Here is a 15,699-nt window from a genome sequence, read left to right on the forward strand (position 1 = left end):
GCCGGCCCGTGGGGACTCGTCACGTCCCCCGGAACACCCGCGCGCGGGCACGTCCCGCCCGGGTGTCCGGGCGGGACGTGCCCGCGTGAGCGGTCGCGGAGCGTGCCGTCGCCCGGGCGACGGGGTCCCCCTGCTCGACCGTGAGGGTCCTCGGCCGCCGCGTCGGTCACGCTCTTCATGAGGGGGAGCCGGAAGTCGACCGGGTCGGCAGAGTTCTTCTTGAAGGACAGGTGGTGGCCACCGCTCGCCGCCCGCCCCGCGGGGCGGTCACGACGGACGCTGCGGTGACACCTCACCGCTCTTCCTCATCGGCGCCGAGCCGGCCGGCCGAGGCCGGCGCCGGGCGGACGCCCGGCGCGCCGGCCGGTACGGCGTCCGCTCACAGCTTGGCGCCGAAGTTCTGCGTCCACCAGGGGCCGCCGTCGCCGTCGTGGATGCCCACGCCGATGTTCTTGAAGGCGCAGTTGAGGATGTTGGCCCGGTGTCCGGGGCTGTTCATCCAGGACGTCATCACCGACTCGGCGGTCTGCTGGCCCCTGGCTATGTTCTCCCCGTAGGTGGACCAGCGGTAGCCCGCGGCGGTGATGCGCTTGCCGGGGTCGCCGCCGTCCGGATCGGTGTGGTCGAAGAAGTCGCGGGCGGCCATGTCGTCGGAGTGGCCCTGCGCGGCGGCCCGCAGCTTCGCGTCATCGGTCAGCGGACCGCAACCGGCCGCCGCCCGCTCCTCGTTGACCAGGGCGATCACCTGTGCCGCCCGGCCGGACGGAGCCGACTGCGCGACCGGTGTGCGCGAAGCGGCCGGCTTCGGCGCGGGGGCCTTCGCCGTGGCCGGCGGCGTGCTCCCGCTCGTCCGGGGACTCGGGGAGGCGCTCGGAGCGGACGACTTCGAGGCGGACGGGGACGCCGACGGGGAGGCGGAGGCCGAGGTGGAGGCCGAGGCGGACGGGGAGTTCACGGGGGTGGTGCCGGGCGTGGCGGGCTCCGTCAGGAGCGCCTCGTCGACGGTCCGTGCCGCGTTCCCCTCGCCGGATTCGTCGCCCGGCCCGGTCCCGAACCAGTAGAACCCGCCGCCCGCCACGCAGACGGCCACGACCGCCGCGCCGGCCGCCCGCCGCCGGACACGGCGCCTGCGCCGCGCCGCGCCGCGGGCGGTGGTCCGCCCTCCCGGTGAGCGGTGGCCGCCGGAGCGGACGGTCTCCACGACACCCTCGCCCGTTCCGACGCCGGAGCCGGCCCCGGAGTCGAGGCCGTCGGCAGCGCTCCCGCCACCGAGGTCGTGACCGGTATCGAGGCCGTGACCGGTACCGAGGCCGTGACCGTTGCCGAGGCCGTGACCGGTGCCGAGCGGGGCGGAGGCTCCCGTCGCGGTCATGGCCGACGGGTCGCGGGCCGCGCGAATCCCGGCCGCCAGCGCGGGCGACGCCGCCACCAGTGCCAGGCCGGCGAGCAGTCCCTCCGCGGGCAACAGGCCGCTCCACAGGCCCGAGCAGCGCGTGCAGCCGCGGGCGTGCCGGGCTGTCCGCTTGCGCCACAGCGCCGACGGCCGTCCGTCCCAGCTCGCCAGCACGCCCCGCAGTTCCTCGCAGGGCGGCTGGGCGTCGAGCGCCCGCACGACCACGCGTGCGGCTTCCAGCTGCGCCTTCATCCGCTGCACGCGGACGGCGGCGTGCTGCGGGGACAGTTCCAGGGCCTCGGCCACCTCGGCACGGGTCAGCGCGCCGGCGCACTCGAGCCACCACAGGGACAGCAGGCTCCGGTCCTCGGGCTCGAGCCAGCGCGTGGCGCGCGCGGTCTCCTGGCGCTGGCCCGACAACTGGAGCCGCACCATGGTGAGATCGACGAAGTCGGCGCCCGGGTCGGCCAGGTCGCCGGCCTCCTCCACGGGTCCCTGGGCGAACTGCCGCTGCTGCCAGTGCGCGCGGATCTGGTTCATGGTGATGGCCACCAGCCACGACCGGAAGCTCCCCGGGTCGCGCAGCGCGGCCAGTGAGTCCAGGGCGCGGAGCATCGTCTCCTGGACCACGTCGTCCACGTCCACGGAACCGTTCAGCGCCCGGCCCACGATGTTGTAGACCAGCGGAAGGTACGCGCCGACCAGGGCGTCCTGTGCCGCCGGGTCGCCCTCTCGGGCGGCGACCACCAGTGCCGCCGACTCCCTCGTGTGCTGAGTGCTCATGACCGCTTCGCTTCCCTGTCGTCGATGCCGAACGTTGCTGTCCGTGACAAGGGAGATCTCTGAGGCAGCCTCGGATAACAGTTATTCGGAAATTCGTGTGGTGCGATGCTCACCGTCCCGCCCCGCCACCGCAAGGGGGAAGGTCACACCGGGCCGCCGTCCGGCCCGACGGCCTGCCGCCGTAAGGCCGTTGGCGAGCCGTCCACCACGTCCGCGACGCCCTGCCCCGGGGCGACGGCAGGCACGACGAACGCGACGGGCGTGACGGGCGTGACGGGCGCGGCGAAGTCGGCGAGGACGGTGGGGACCGGCGGTGCCGCGCGGCGGCTTCCGGGGCGGCGCGCTCCGCACGCCTCCTCCGCACGCCCCCTCCGGACGCATCCGTACGGGTGGCATCGGCCGGGTGGCGAAGCGGCGGAGCGCCGGGCGGCGTTGTGCAGGGCCCCACCACCGTCATCGGGAAAGGCACTTCGATGCGCCGTACGATCCTCCTCTCCGTCTGCGCCCTGATCACCGCGGCCGCCACCGGCTTCTTCGCCACCAGCGCCATGCGCGGCCGCTGATCCGCTTCCACCGGACCGGTCGCCGCGAAGGCACCGGCCCCGCGACCCCGCACCCACCGGCCCGGCGCCCCGGCGTGCGCCCACCCGGCGCACGCCGGGGCGTGCCCATGCCGGGGCGTGCCCATGCCGAGGCGTACGCGCGCCGGAACGTGCGGGCGCCGGGACGTCGGCAGACCGAAGTCTGCAATTGGTATGGACCTGTCCACGACCGGTGGCTACCCTCTACCCCATCCGTACGAGAGCGCTCTCAGACGCGGTTGTTCCACCCCACCTTGTTGGAACGACGAAGGGGCAACTCCCGTGAGACACCGCAGACTCAAGTACGCCGGACTCGCCGTCCTGCTCCTGGCCGGCAGCTGGACCACCGGCGCCGCCCTGCCCGCGGCGGCGAACGACTCCCCCGCACCGTCCGCCGCGGACTCCCGGACGGTCTCCACCGGACTGCTGGCCGCCATGCGGCGTGACCTCGGCCTGACGGAGCGTCAGGCCGAGCGGCGGCTCTCGGCCGAGCGCACCGCCACCGCCGTGGAGCCGCGGGCCCGCGGCGCCGCCGGACCCTCCTACGGCGGCGCGTGGTTCGACGAGGAGGAAGGGCGGCTGACCGTGGCCGTCACCTCGGACGCCTCCCCCGCGACGCTGCGCGCGGTCCGCTCCACCGGCGCCGCCGTGCGCACCGTCGAGCACAGCGCGCGCGAACTCGACGCCGCCAAGGAGCGCGTGGACCGGCTGCCCGCCCCGCGCGGGGTGAGCAGCTGGCACGTCGACCCCGAGGCCAACGCGCTGGTGGTCGAGGTGGTCCGGGACAGGGCCGCCGACAACGATGTCCGCCGGTTCGTCTCCCGGGCCCGCGAGGCCGGGCCGGTCAGCGTCGAGACGGTCGCCGCCGCGCCGCGGACCTTCGCGGCGGGCACGGTCGGCGGTGACCCGTACTACACGGGCAACGTCCGCTGCTCCATAGGCTTCTCGGTGCACGGCGGGTTCGTCACCGCGGGGCACTGCGGCCGGGCCGGCGCCGGCGTCAGCGGCTGGGACGGCTCCTACGTCGGCGCCTTCCAGGGCTCGTCGTTCCCGGACAACGACTACGCCTGGGTGAACGTCGGCAGCGGCTGGTGGACCGTACCGGTCGTGCTCGGCTGGGGGACCATCCCCGACCAGCTGGTGCGCGGTTCGGCCGAGGCGCCGGTCGGCAGCTCGATCTGCCGGTCGGGCTCGACGACGCACTGGCACTGCGGCAGGGTGCTGGCCAAGAACGAGACGGTGAACTACAGCCAGGGCGCGGTGCACCAGATGACGAAGACCAGCGTGTGCGCGGAACCCGGCGACTCGGGCGGCTCGTTCCTCAGCGGTGACCAGGCGCAGGGCGTCACCTCGGGCGGCTGGGGCAACTGCGGCAGCGGCGGGGAGACCTGGTTCCAGCCGGTCAACGAGATCCTCAACCGCTACGGGCTGACCCTGCACACGGCCTGATCCGCGGCGGACCCGGGGGGCTCCGAAAGCTCCGGCCGGCAGGCCGGTCGCGCCCCCGGGTCCGTACGCCGGCGCCCGCGGCCCCACCCGCACCCCTGGGTCCGTACGCCGGCGCCCGCGGCCCCGCCCCCGTCGCCGCGCACGGGGTCAGCCCTCCAGCGCCAGCCGCATGATCGTGAGGTCGAACCACCGGCCGAACTTCAGTCCCGCCTCGCGCACCGTGCCCGCCTCCGTGAACCCGAACCGCCGGTGCAGCCGGATCGACGTGGCGTTGCCCGACTCGATCCCGGCGATCATGCTGTGGTGCCCGGCCGCGCGCGCCGCCTCGACGAGGGCGCCCAGCAGCGCGCCGCCGATCCCCCGGCCCTGGCTGCCCTCGCGGACGTAGACGGAGTTCTCCACGGTGTGGCGGTAGCCGTCGAGGTCGCGCCAGGGGCCGTAGACCGCGAACCCGACGATCTCGCCGCCGGACTCCGCGACGAGCGCCGAGCCCCGCGCGAGGTGCACGGCGAGCCAGACCTCGGCGTCGGCCGGCGACTGCCGGGTGTCGGTCCACAGCGCCGTCGAGGTGGCGACGGCGTGGTTGCGGATGACGCGGATGGCCTCGCCGTCGGCCGAGGTCGCCGGACGGACCCGCACCACCTCGCGCTTCTCATATATTGTCACCATGTCCAACATAGTAGATCCCCTGGTGGAGCGGATCGCCCTCCGTGTCCGCGCCGAGCGCGAGCGGCACGGCTGGACCCTCAGCGAACTGGCCGAGGCCTCCGGGGTCTCCCGCGCGATGATCCACCGCGTCGAACGGGGCGAGAGCAGCCCCACGGCCGTCGTGCTCGGCAAGCTCTCCGCCGCCTTCCGGCTCAGCGTCTCCTCGCTGCTGGCGCTCGCCGAGGCCGAGACGCACGGGTCCGGGGCGGACGGGTCCGAGGGTACGGCCGGGGTGCGGCGGTACGGCGACGCGGCCGAGTGGCGCGACCCGGACACCGGCTACCGGCGCCGTCAGATCACCGGACCGCGCTTCCCCGTGGAGACGGCGGAGATCCGGCTGCCCGCCGGGGCGGCGGTGTCGTACCCGGCGGCGTCCTTCGCGTTCGCCCGGCAGGTCGTGTGGGTGCTGGACGGACGGCTGACCTTCCACGAGGGGGCCACCGTCCACGACCTCGGCCCCGGCGACACCGTGGAGCTCGGCGAGCCCGCCCCCTGCACCTTCGCCAACGACGGCGACGCCGAATGCCGGTACGCCGTCATCCGCGCCCAGGCCGACCGCCCGTGAGCGGCCCGGTCCTCCCCCGGTACGGCACCCCTCTGCTCGCGGGCACCGCGGCGGCGGCGATCGCCGACAACTACGTACTGCAGCCCTCCCTCACCGACGTGGCCGCCGACCTCGGCCTGTCCCCCGCCACGGCGGGGCTGGTCCCGACGGCCGGCCTCGTCGGCTGCACGGCGGGGTTCGCGCTGCTGCTGCCACTGACCGACCGGGTCGCCCCGCACCGGCTGGTCGGCGTCCAGCTGTGCGGCCTGGCCGCGGCGCTCGCGCTGGCCGCCGCCGCGCCGAACGCGCCGGTGCTGCTGACCGCCTGTCTGCTGATCGGCGCGATGGCCGGGGTCGCGGCGCAGGCCGGCGCCATCGCGGGCCGCTACGCCGCACCCGGCCGGCGGGGCCGGGCCATGGCCGCCGTCGCCACCGGCCTGTCCGCCGGCATCCTGCTGAGCCGCTGGGCCGGCGGAGGCCTGGCCGACCTGCTCGGCTGGCGCCGCATGCTGCTCGTCTTCGCCGGCCTCGCCCTCCTCGGCGCGCTCGCCACCTCGCGGCTCCTGCCCCGCGAACGCCCGCGCCCCGGGGGGAGCTACCCCGCCGCGCTCGCGGCCATGGCGCCCCTGCTGCGCCGGCACCGCCCGCTGCGCCGCGCCGTGGTCCTGGGCGGCCTGTGGTACTTCGCCTTCAACGTCGTCTGGGTGGCCCTCTCCCTGACCCTGGCGGGTCCGCCGTACTCCCTCGACGCCACCGCCATCGGCCTGTACGGCCTGGCCGGTCTCCTCGGGTTCGTGGCGCTGCCGTTCACCGGTCGCCTGGTCGACCGGTACACGCCGGGCCGGGTCACCGTCGGGGCCATGGCGGTCGCCGCGCTCGGCACGGCGGTCCTGGCCGCCGGTTTCCCGCACCCGGCGGCGACCGTGGCGGGGCTGGCCCTGTTCGACGCGGGCTGTTTCGCCGCGCAGGCCGCCAACCAGAGCGTCGTCGTCGCCGTCGACCCCGACCGCGCCGGCAGTCTCACCGGTGTCTACCTGGTGCTCTACTTCGCCGTCGGCGCGGTGGGCGCGGCCCTCACCGGGCCCCTCCTCGACGCGTTCGGCTGGCGGGGCACGGTCCTCACCGCCCTGGGCGCCCTCCTCGCCGCCGGCGGGCTCGCCGCCGCGCGCCGGGGCGGCCCCCGGCGGGTCGGGGGAGCCGAGGAGGAACGGCACCGGCCGGCCGCTCTCCGGCGCCCCTGACCCCGAAGGACGCGGCGCCGGAGAGCGGCCGGCCGGCGTGTTCCGCTCAGGTCCCCGCCGCGCGCTCCGGCGGGGACCGATGAGTTCCGGCGGCCGGCCCGGTCTCCCCTGCGCGGGGCCGTCCCGCGCACCGGCGGGCCGGCGGACGGAAGGCGGAACACCATGAGCGGCCTGTACGACCTCCTGCGGCGGTACGTCGACGACGGCACGGTCCCCGGGGCGGTGGCCCTGGTGGCGCGGGGCGGGCGGACCGAGACGGTGGCGGCCGGGACGTTCGAGTTCGGCGGCGGCCCTCCGATGCGGGAGGACACCCTGTTCCGGCTCGCCTCGATCACCAAACCGGTGATGGCCGCGGCGCTGCTGACGCTGGTCGACGAGGGGCGGCTGGCGCTGGACGAGCCGGTGAAGGGCCGGCTGCCGGAACTCGCCGCCCCCCGGGTGGTGCGCACCCCGTGGGCGGACCCCGACGACGTGGTCCCGGCGCGGCGCGACGTCACGGTCGAGGACCTGCTCACCTTCCGGGCCGGCCACGGCTTCCCCGAGGACTTCTCGCTCCCGGCCGTCCGGCAGCTCTTCGGGACGCTCCAGAAGTCCGGCCTGGACCCCCGGTACACGCCCGCGCCCGACACGTGGATGGACCGCCTCTCGCGCATCCCGATGGTGCGCCACCCGGGCGAGGCGTGGCTGTACAACACCGCCTCCGACGTCCAGGGGGTGCTGGCGGCGCGGGTGTCCGGGCAGCCGCTGCCGGAGTTCCTGGCGGAACGCGTCCTCGAACCGCTCGGGATGACCGACACCGCCTTCTGGGTGCCGGCCGGCCGGCTCGACCGGCTGCCCACCCTCTACCGGCCGGGCGAGGGAGGGACACCCGAGGTGATGGACCCGCCCGACGGCCAGTGGAGCGAACCGCCCGCCTTCCCCTCGGGCGCCGGCGGCCTCGTGTCCACCGCGGGGGACTGGCTCGCCTTCGCCCGGATGCTGCTGGCCGGCGGCACGGCGGAGGGCCGGCGGGTGCTGTCGGAGGAGGCCGTGCGCCGGATGACGACGGATCACCTCACGCCCGGGCAGCGCGCCTCCTGCGGGCTGTTCCTGGAGGGCCAGGGCTGGGGCTACGGCGGTGCCGTCGACGTCGAGCGGATCCACCCGTGGAACGTCCCCGGCCGCTACGGCTGGGTCGGCGGCTCCGGCACGTCGGCCCACCTGGTCCCCGCCGACGGGACGGTGTCCGTCCTGCTCACCCAGATGGCGATGGCCGGGCCGACACCGCCCGCCCTGATGCGCGACTTCTGGCGGCTGGCCGCCACGGCCTGACGCGGGCCGCCCGGCGTACCCCGCCCGGCGTACCCCGCCCGGCGTACCCCGCCCGGCGTGCCCCGCCCGGCGGCCGCGGGCCGGGTGCGACCGTCCGCGGCCGGACTGCAACCGCTCCGGCCGGAAACGTGTCTTCGTCCGCGTGGCCCGGTGTGCCGGGGCGCGACGACACGGACGCGGTGCGGGCTGGGGGACGGCGATGAACGCATGGGCGGTACCGGGGTACTCCGAGTCGCTCGAACTCGGGTCCGGGGCGAGCGGGCGGGTGGTGCTGGCCGTCCACGAGCCGACCGGGGTGCCGGTCGCGGTGAAGTACCTCAGCGAGTCGCTGCGGACGCGGCCGGGCTTCGTGCACGGGTTCCGCGCGGAGGCGCAGCTGCTCGCCGGGCTGAGCAGCCCGTACGTGGCCGGTCTCTACGAGTACGTCGAGGCGACGAACGGCGCCGCCATCGTGATGGAACTGGTGGACGGCGTCTCCCTGCGGGCCGCGCTGGCCCGGCAGGGCCCGCTGTCGCCCGAGGCCGCGCTGACCGTCCTCAAGGGCTCGCTGCTCGGTCTCGCCGACGCGCACCGGGTCGGTGTGGTCCACCGGGACTACAAACCCGAGAACGTCCTGGTGTCGTCCGAGGGCGTGTCCAAGCTGGTCGACTTCGGCATCGCCGTGGACGCCGGCGTGCGGGCCGGTGCCGCGGGGACGCCCGCCTACATGGCCCCGGAGCAGTGGACCGGCGCTCCGGCCTCGCCCGCCGGTGACGTGTACGCCGCCACGGCCACCTTCTTCGAGTGCCTGACCGGGCACCGGCCCTACAGGGGCGACAACCTGGCCGAACTGGCGCTGCAGCACGTCGAGGGCGCGATCCCGGTGGCGGAGGTGCCCGAGGCGGTGCGGCCGCTGGTCGGCCGGGGGCTGGCCAAGTCGCCGGAGCGGCGGCCCTCGGACGCGGCCGCGTTCGTCGCGGAGCTGGAGGACGTCGCCGTGGCGGCGTACGGGGACGGCTGGGAGGAGCGGGGGCGGGGCCGGCTGGCCGCGCTGGCGGCCCTGTTGCTGTTCGCCCGTCCGGCGGCCGGCGGCCGGACGCCGACGACCGCCACCGACACGGCCCGTACGGTGTTCGGCCGCGGCGCGGGCGGCGGGCTGCGTCCGTGGCGGCCCACCTGGCCGGGGCTCGCGGTGTCGGTGGCCGTCGTGCTCGTGGCGGTCCTGGCGGCGCGGGGCGTCGGCGCGGACACCGTGGCCGACTCCCGCCAGGCCGCGCAGGCACTGGCCACCACGAGCGCCGCGCCCGCTCCGCCCACGGGCACGGTCCCGCCGGACACCGCGCCGCCGGCGGCGACGGCAGCGACGACGACGGCGGTGACGCCCTCCGCCGCGCCGTCGGCGACCGTCACGTCCGGCAGCCCGGCTCCCCCGTCCGCGTCCCCGGCCCCCGCGCCCTCCCCGTCGCAGACCGTCCCGAGTACGGGGCCGGCCACCGCGGAGCCCACGGCGCCGGCCTCTCCGAGCGCGACGGCCGGCACCTCCGCGCCCCCGGGCCCGCCCGCGGTGGAGGACGTCACCGTGACCGGTTTCCGGCAGACCGGGCCCGGCACGGCCACGGCGGACGTCACCGTCACGACGGACGGCACCGGCCCGTTCTCCGTCACCGTCGGCTGGTTCACCGGGGACGTCGGCGGCCGGCCGGGGAACGGCGACGGGACACCGACGACGCAGCGGCACAGCGGTGCCACGCGGTACTCCTTCACCGTCGACCACGCCTTCCGGGGCACCGGCTGCTACTGGACGGTCCGGGTCGACACCGGCCCCGCCGCCGGTGGCGGCGCCTCCCAGCAGCTCCTGACCAGGCAGTGTGACCTCCGATGACCACTCCCGACGGCACGACGCCCGCGTCCGGTCCCCTCCCCCCGGCGGGACCCGGGGCCGGGGACGACGACTACAGCGCGACCGTGCTCGCCAGCCACTGGGTCCAGCTCCCCGGACACGACTCCGCGTCCGCTCCGGCACCCTCGTCCGGCCCGGCACCCGTTCCCGGCCCGGCCCCGACCCTCGTGGCCGGCCCGGCGACCGTTCCCGACGACGGGACCGTCCTGCGTTTCGGCCCCGGCGTGACGGCGGCCCCGGCCCGGCGCCCTCGTCCGGCACCGCCCGTGCCCGCGGCTCCCCCGCCACCGCGCCGCCGGCTGCGGCGCCACGCGCTGCCCGCGCTGGTGCTGGTCGCCGCCGTCCTGTTCCTGTTCTGGCGTGAGCACACGGCGTCCACGGTGGGCGTGCGCGGGGTGTCGGTGGCGGTCGCGCGGGAGCTCCAGGGCTGTGACACGACGGCCGGCGTGGTCGGGGTGATCCGCACCGACGGCCGGCCGGGCACGCTCTCCTACCGGTGGGTGCGCAGCGACGGCACCTCCTCCGCCGTACGGCACGCCGAGGTCGCGCGGGGCCAGCACCGTGTGCGGCTCCAGCTGCTGTGGACCTTCCGGGGGCTCGGCCGGCACACGGCGGTGGCTCAGCTGCGGGTGCTGTCGCCCGAGCGGCGATCGGCCGAGGCCCGGTTCGTGTACGACTGCTCCTGACCACCGCCGGCCGCCACCGGCCGTCCCTGCCGCCGCCGGCGCGCCGCCTCGCGCGTCCCGTCTCGCGCGCTGCGACGGGACGAATGGGGGTAGACAGGGAGGGGAAGGAACGTACGGACGTCCCGAGCCCGCGCTTCCCGGCGGGCCGAGAGGAGGTCGCGGCAGCCATGAGGACGATCGGAACGGGTGGCCCGAGTCCGCGCGAGCGGCTGGGGCAGGGCCTCTTCACGCGCGTCGCCGGACCCGACGGGGTGCGCAACCGCGCCCGCATCCACGGCACACCGGGCCCGCGCTGGTTCGGACCGGAGCGCCCCGTCCGCCGGGTGCACGGCGACGCCTCGATGTTCGTCGGCGGGCTCTCCGCCCTGCTGCTCCAGTCGCTGCACCCGCTCGCCATGGCCGCCGTGGCCGCGCACTCGGGTTTCCGGGGCGACCCCTGGGGCCGCCTCCAGCGCACCAGCACCTTCCTCGCCACGACGACGTACGGCACCGCCGAGCACGCCCAGCAGGCCTGCGACCAGGTCCGCGCCGTCCACGAACGCGTCCGCGGGGTCACCGCGGACGGGGTGCCGTACCGCGCGTCGGACCCGCACCTGCTGGCCTGGGTGCACGTCGCCGAGGTCGACAGCTTCCTGCGCGCGCACCAGCGCTACGGTCTGCGACCCCTGTCGGAGCAGGAGTGCGACGGCTACGTCGAGGACACGGCACGGATCGCCGTCGCCCTCGGGATCCCCGATCCGCCGCGCAGCAGGGAGTCGCTCGCGGCGCGGCTGTCGGCGTACCGTCCGGAGCTGCGCGCCGCCCCCGAGGCCCGGGACACCGCCCGCTTCCTCCTGCTGAACCCGCCGGTCCCCCTCATCGCCCGTCTGCCCTACGGTGTGCTGGCCGCCAACGCCGTGTCGCTGCTGCCCGACTGGGCCGCCGCCGAGCTGCGCCTGCCCCGGCTCGCCGTGGTCGACCACCTGTGCGTACGGCCGCTGGGCGCCGCGATGACGGCGGCGATCCGCTGGGCGATGACGCCGGCCCGGCGCGCCGTGCTCACGCCGCCGGTCTGACGGGACGGTGCCGCGGGTGCCGTCTCACGCCGCCCGGATGCGGGACCGGGACCGGGTCGGAACCGGATGCGGGACCGGGGCCGGGGCCGGACGGCGGAGGGCCGAGGGGATGCGGGCGGGGGCCTGGGAGGCGCGCTGCGGCCGGACCCGGTAGGTGGTCTTCGTGGGGTCGGTGAGGGGGTCGCCGAGGACGATGCGGCCGGCGGCCTGCAGTTCGTCGCACTCCGCGGTGGGCAGGGCGACGTAACAGCCGCCTCTGCCGGTCGCGGAGTCCAGCGGTCGCCAGTAGCTGTACCTGCGGCGGCCGTTGGCGTGCACGGTGACGAAGACCGGCGTCCGGGCGTCCGAGACGATGCGCAGGATGTCGGTCGTGGCCGGGGTGCGAGGCGTGTCGGCGGAGTGCGGCCGTATCGCGGTGAGCGGCATCAGCGGTGACCTCTTTCAGACAGGGACTCGAGACCGCCTACCCCGTCTCGCCCGGAGTTGATCTCGCTTTCGCGCATTCTTCAACATACCGCTGACAACGCGCCGGGGGGCGACGCTCCGTGCGTGGCGTCGCCCCTTTCTCAAGTCCCTCTGCTACAGGGCGCGTTCCAGGCGTTCCGCGAGGAGTTGGGTGAAGCGCGCGGGCTCCTTCGGCCGGCCGCCTTCCGCAAGTACCGCGAGACCGTGGAGGAGTTGTGCGTCCTCGGCGAGCGCGGTCCGGTCCGTCCGGTCGCGCAGGGCCCGGTTGAGGCCCTTCACGAGCGTGTGGTCGGGGTTGAGTTCGAGGATGCGCAGGGTGCGGGGGACGTCCTGGCCCATCGCGCGGTAGAGGTTCTCCAGAGCGGGGGTCAGGTCGTCGGTGTCGGAGACCAGGCAGGCCGGGGAGACCGTGAGCCGGGAGGACAGCCGGACCTCCTTGACGTCCTCCCCCAGCTGCTCCTTCATCCAGGTCAGCAGGTCGGCGTACTCCTCGTTCCGCTTCTCCCGGTCCTGTGCGGGCTCGTCCTCGGTGGCGTCGCCGTCGAGGGCGATCTCACCCTTGGCCACGGACCGCAGCGGCTTGCCGTCGAACTCGGCGACGGCGTCGGTCCACACCTCGTCGACCGGGTCGGTCAGCAGCAGGACCTCGATGCCGCGGTCCCGGAAGGCCTCCATGTGCGGCGAGTTCTCGATTGCGTCGCGGGAGTCGCCGGTCACGTAGTAGACGGCGTCCTGTCCGTCCTTCATCCGCTCCACGTACTGCTTGAGCGTCGTCGGACCGGAGGCGTCGTGGGTGGTGGCGAACGACGAGACGGCGAGGAGGGCGTCGCGGTTGTCCGCGTCGGTGACGAGCCCCTCCTTCAGGACGGGGCCGAACTCCCGCCAGAACGTGGCGTACCGGTCGGGGGCGCCGTTCATCATGTCCTTCACCGCGGACAGGACCTTCTTCGCCAGCCGCCGGTGCATCAGCTGGATGTGGCGGTCCTGCTGGAGGATCTCGCGGGACACGTTGAGCGAGAGGTCCTGGGCGTCGACGACGCCCTTCACGAACCGCAGGTACGGCGGGAGGAGCGCCTCGCAGTCGTCCATGATGAAGACGCGCTTGACGTAGAGCTGGACGCCGCGCTTGTGGCCCTGGGTGAACAGGTCGTTCGGGGCGTGCGCGGGGATGAACAGCAGCGCCTGGTACTCGAAGGTGCCCTCCGCCTGGAGCCGGACGGTCTCCAGGGGGTCGTTCCAGTCGTGGCTGATGTGCTTGTAGAGCTCGTGGTACTCCGCTTCATCGACCTCGTCGCGTGACCGCGCCCAGAGGGCCTTCATCGAGTTCAGCGTCTCGGGTTCGCGCGCGGCGCCGTCGCCGTCGTCGTCCGCCGGGGCCTGCGGGGCCATCCGGATCGGCCACGTGATGAAGTCCGAGTACCGCTTGACGATCTCCCGGAGCTTCCAGGGCGAGGTGTAGTCGTGGAGCTGGTTGTCGGGGTCGGCCGGCTTGAGGTGGAGGGTGATCGCGGTGCCCTGCGGTGCCCCCTCCACGGTCTCCAGCGTGTAGGTGCCCTCACCGCGCGAGGACCAGCGCGTGCCCTGCGCCTCGCCGGCCCGCCGGGTCACCAGGGTGACCTCGTCCGCCACCATGAAGCTGGAGTAGAAGCCGACGCCGAACTGCCCGATGAGGTTCTCGGCGCCGGCCTGGTCGTCGGCCTGCCGCAGCTGTTCGAGGAACGCGGCCGTGCCGGAGTGGGCGATGGTGCCGATCAGCTCCGTCACCTCGTCGTACGACATGCCGATGCCGTTGTCCCGCACGGTCAGGGTGCGGGCCGCGCCGTCGGCCTCGATGGCGATGTGCAGGTCGGACACGTCGGCGTCCGGCGCGTCGTCGCGCAGCGCCGCGAGGCGCAGTTTGTCCAACGCGTCCGAGGCGTTGGAGACGAGTTCGCGCAGGAAGACATCCTTGTTCGAGTAGATCGAGTGGATCATCAACTGCAGCAGCTGACGGGCCTCTACGCGGAACTCAAACGTTTCGGTCGGCATGATGAGCGACTACCTCTCCGTCCCAGGTCATCCTGACTGACGGCAGTCACTTTAGAACAGTCGGTCACCCGCCCGCCCGGCCGCCTACCGCCGGGTGCGCAGCCGGTCCAGCAGCCGGCGCGCCTGGGCCCGCCGGCGCGGGTCGGAGGCCGTGCGGCGCACCTGCTCCATGGTGCGGCGGCCCTGGGGGCTGCGGCTGAACTCCTTGATGCGCTGGATGACAGTGGCCATGTCGTCCTCCTCGGGTCGGATCGGTCGCCGGTCCTCGACCGTCTACCCGGCCGGGCGCCGATCAGGCCCAAGGAGCCCGGCCGGCGGGCGGGTTCGGCCCTCGCGAGGCGGTGCGCCGGTCACGGGCATGGGACCGGCGGGAGGGGGCAGCCGACGTGCACCCGCCGTCCGCGACCGCGCGGAGGCGGGCGGCACCGCGACAGCGATCCGCGCACCGGAGGGAGTCACCGTCATGACCTCGGCTCAAGGCCCGTACGGACCGCCCGGCCCCCCGTACGGCACGGCACCCGGGCCCCGCAACGGATTCGGGATCGCGGCGCTCGTGCTGGGCGTCGTGGCCGTCGTGTCCTTCTGGACCGTCGTCGGCGGCATCGTCCTCGGCCTGCTCGCCGTGGTCTTCGGCGTCCTGGGGCGTCGCCGTGCGAGGCGCGGCGTCGCGACCAACGGCGTCATGGCCGTCATCGGCGCGGTGACGGGAGCCCTCGGCCTGATCGGCTCGTCGGTCGTCCTGGCCCTGGGTGTGTCGCTGCTGAACTCGGACGAGTTCCAGAACTACTCCGACTGCGTCGAGCACGCCGGCACGCAGGCCGAACGCGAGCAGTGCGCGAAGGACTTCGACCGGGACGTGAACGACTGAGCCGCCGCTTCCGGCGTTTCACGCCCTGCCACCGGACGCCCTGACGCCACGCCCCGCCACCTCGGGGCGTGGCGTCAGGGCGTCCGGTCCGAGGCGGGCCACACGTAGGGCAGGTCGTCGGGCACGTCCGGGAAGAGCCGGCCGTAGAAGTCCGGGTCCTTGCGCACCAGGGCGGACCGGTGGCTGCGGTGGAACTCCGGGTCGCCCAGCCACGGCGGCAGTTCGCCTGCGTCGGCCAGCTCCCGCTGCGTCCGGACGCCGGTGTCGCCGCGGCTGTCGGTGAGGCCGGCCGTCAGGGAGACGGCGCAGGTGTCGGCGCGGCCGGCCGCGGTCCACGTCCCGCAGATCTCCAGGCCGTAGCGGACCAGCGCCTCCTCGTAGCCGGTCCACATGCGGACCGCCGGATGGTGCCGCCAGCCGTAGCCGGGCACGGTCAGGCCGCGCAGCACCTGGAGGGTCTCGACGCGCTGTTTCCCCAGCCGGCGCGGGTCGAGGACCGCGGCGGTCGCGGTGAAGTCGGGGTGGGGGAGGAAGGTCTGCACAGGCCGCCCCTGACGGGAGAACGGGGAGCCGTGGGGCGCCCCCCCCCGGGGGGGGCGGGCGGCGGCCGGGGGGGGGGGGGCCCCCCCGGGGGGGGGGGGGCGGCCCGCCCCCCCGGGGCCCCCCCCCCCGGGGGGGGGGGGCGGCCGGGCGGGCCGGGTCGGCCCA

The 15,699-nt window shown here is 75.3% G+C and carries 14 protein-coding genes; 8 read left to right on the top strand and 6 right to left on the bottom strand.

Features of this window, described 5'->3' with window-relative positions; all coding sequences use genetic code 11:
• Window positions 1–379: 379 nt before the first annotated feature.
• Complete coding sequence (locus ACZ5FU_RS19850) at window positions 380–2,176, bottom strand: sigma-70 family RNA polymerase sigma factor (protein WP_468646384.1); 1,797 nt, start codon at window positions 2,174–2,176, stop codon at window positions 380–382.
• An 863-nt stretch (window positions 2,177–3,039) separates the two neighbouring features.
• Between ACZ5FU_RS19850 and ACZ5FU_RS19855 the strand changes: the two genes are divergently transcribed.
• On the top strand, window positions 3,040–4,206 hold the full coding sequence (locus ACZ5FU_RS19855) for a S1 family peptidase (protein ID WP_451531237.1): 1,167 nt from the start codon (window positions 3,040–3,042) through the stop codon (window positions 4,204–4,206).
• Window positions 4,207–4,353: 147 nt separating this feature from the next.
• Here ACZ5FU_RS19855 and ACZ5FU_RS19860 read toward each other — a convergent pair whose 3' ends face one another.
• Window positions 4,354–4,875, bottom strand: coding sequence for a GNAT family N-acetyltransferase (locus ACZ5FU_RS19860; protein WP_469045885.1), 522 nt, complete (start codon window positions 4,873–4,875; stop codon window positions 4,354–4,356).
• Here ACZ5FU_RS19860 and ACZ5FU_RS19865 point away from each other — a divergent pair.
• The 6 genes from ACZ5FU_RS19865 (at window position 4,874) to ACZ5FU_RS19890 (ending at window position 11,630) form a co-directional block, all read left to right on the top strand.
• Entirely contained in the window at window positions 4,874–5,479 is a 606-nt protein-coding gene (locus ACZ5FU_RS19865; protein WP_451531235.1) for a helix-turn-helix domain-containing protein, read from the top strand. The genes ACZ5FU_RS19860 and ACZ5FU_RS19865 overlap by 2 nt on opposite strands.
• Window positions 5,476–6,699, top strand: coding sequence for an MFS transporter (locus ACZ5FU_RS19870; protein ID WP_468646385.1), 1,224 nt, complete (start codon window positions 5,476–5,478; stop codon window positions 6,697–6,699). Before ACZ5FU_RS19865 ends, ACZ5FU_RS19870 begins: the two co-directional genes overlap by 4 nt.
• A gap of 162 nt (window positions 6,700–6,861) precedes the next feature.
• Window positions 6,862–8,010 carry a serine hydrolase domain-containing protein gene (locus ACZ5FU_RS19875; protein WP_451531233.1) on the top strand — a complete coding sequence of 383 codons (1,149 nt, stop codon included), beginning with the start codon at window positions 6,862–6,864 and terminating at the stop codon, window positions 8,008–8,010.
• A 199-nt stretch (window positions 8,011–8,209) separates the two neighbouring features.
• Window positions 8,210–9,871: a serine/threonine-protein kinase gene (locus tag ACZ5FU_RS19880; RefSeq protein ID WP_451779862.1), complete on the top strand. Its 1,662-nt coding sequence runs from the start codon at window positions 8,210–8,212 to the stop codon at window positions 9,869–9,871.
• On the top strand, window positions 9,868–10,575 hold the full coding sequence (locus ACZ5FU_RS19885) for a hypothetical protein (protein WP_451779860.1): 708 nt from the start codon (window positions 9,868–9,870) through the stop codon (window positions 10,573–10,575). Before ACZ5FU_RS19880 ends, ACZ5FU_RS19885 begins: the two co-directional genes overlap by 4 nt.
• Window positions 10,576–10,742: 167 nt before the next feature.
• Window positions 10,743–11,630, top strand: coding sequence for an oxygenase MpaB family protein (locus tag ACZ5FU_RS19890; RefSeq protein ID WP_451531230.1), 888 nt, complete (start codon window positions 10,743–10,745; stop codon window positions 11,628–11,630).
• 24 nt (window positions 11,631–11,654) lie between these two features.
• Here ACZ5FU_RS19890 and ACZ5FU_RS19895 read toward each other — a convergent pair whose 3' ends face one another.
• The 3 genes from ACZ5FU_RS19895 to ACZ5FU_RS19905 form a co-directional block, all read right to left on the bottom strand.
• Window positions 11,655–12,056 carry a hypothetical protein gene (locus tag ACZ5FU_RS19895; protein ID WP_451531229.1) on the bottom strand — a complete coding sequence of 134 codons (402 nt, stop codon included), beginning with the start codon at window positions 12,054–12,056 and terminating at the stop codon, window positions 11,655–11,657.
• A gap of 153 nt (window positions 12,057–12,209) precedes the next feature.
• Window positions 12,210–14,123: a molecular chaperone HtpG gene (htpG, locus tag ACZ5FU_RS19900; RefSeq protein ID WP_451531228.1), complete on the bottom strand. Its 1,914-nt coding sequence runs from the start codon at window positions 14,121–14,123 to the stop codon at window positions 12,210–12,212.
• A gap of 84 nt (window positions 14,124–14,207) precedes the next feature.
• Complete coding sequence (locus ACZ5FU_RS19905) at window positions 14,208–14,354, bottom strand: hypothetical protein (RefSeq protein WP_366060574.1); 147 nt, start codon at window positions 14,352–14,354, stop codon at window positions 14,208–14,210.
• Between the two features lie 232 nt (window positions 14,355–14,586).
• On the opposite strand from ACZ5FU_RS19905, the gene ACZ5FU_RS19910 reads away from it, so the two are divergent.
• Entirely contained in the window at window positions 14,587–14,991 is a 405-nt protein-coding gene (locus tag ACZ5FU_RS19910) for a DUF4190 domain-containing protein (protein ID WP_451531227.1), read from the top strand.
• Between the two features lie 74 nt (window positions 14,992–15,065).
• Here ACZ5FU_RS19910 and ACZ5FU_RS19915 read toward each other — a convergent pair whose 3' ends face one another.
• Entirely contained in the window at window positions 15,066–15,533 is a 468-nt protein-coding gene (locus ACZ5FU_RS19915; RefSeq protein ID WP_451528552.1) for an MSMEG_6728 family protein, read from the bottom strand.
• Window positions 15,534–15,699: the final 166 nt, after the last annotated feature.

It is taken from the genome of Streptomyces sp. NPDC031554 (assembly GCF_055580685.1).